The organism is Arenimonas fontis (assembly GCF_008386465.1).
In the GTDB taxonomy this organism is placed as follows: domain Bacteria; phylum Pseudomonadota; class Gammaproteobacteria; order Xanthomonadales; family Xanthomonadaceae; genus Arenimonas; species Arenimonas fontis.
In genome coordinates this window covers 1-590 of the sequence record NZ_VUOD01000027.1, presented here as the reverse complement: position 1 = coordinate 590, position 590 = coordinate 1, and the positions used below count along the sequence as shown (strand labels likewise).

At 65.1% G+C, this 590-nt stretch carries 1 protein-coding gene; it reads left to right on the top strand.

The window, feature by feature from the left end; translation table 11 throughout:
- Window positions 1-584, top strand: a 584-nt coding sequence (locus F0415_RS12540; protein WP_149861549.1) for a transposase, incomplete at its 5' end; no start/stop codon positions are given.
- Between the last annotated feature and the right edge of the window lie 6 nt (window positions 585-590).

Genomic DNA, 590 nt, shown 5'->3' with positions numbered 1-590 from the left:
TGGCGATGGACATGAACTCCGCCTACGACCTGGAGGTTCGGGCGCATTGCCCGAACGCGGAGGTCGTCTACGACCTGTTCCATGTCGTGGCCAAGTACGGCCGGGAGGTGATCGACCGGGTCCGGGTGGACGAGGCAGACCGGCTGCGCGCCGATAAGCCGGCCCGGCGGGTGGTCAAGACATCGCGCTGGCTGCTACTTCGTAATCGGGAGAACGTGCCCGACGAGCAGGTGGTGCGGCTGGAAGAGCTGCTGGCGGCCAACAAGGCCTTGTTGACGGTCTACCTGCTGAAAGAAGACCTGAAGGGGCTATGGCGCTACCGGCGCGAGGCATGGGCCTGGAAAGCGTGGAAGAGCTGGAAGCGACGAGCCCTGCGCAGCGGCCTGGAGCCGCTGCGCGTGTTCGTGCGGCGGCTCGAGCCCTACCTGTCGGGGATCCTGGCCCACTGCCGCTGGCCGCTGGGAACCAATCTGGTCGAAGGCATCAACAACAAGATCAAGGTCATCAAGCGGGTGGCCTACGGCTACCGGGACGACGCCTACTTCTTCCTGAAGATCCGGGCGGCCTTCCCCGGACTTGGGTGAAGAACC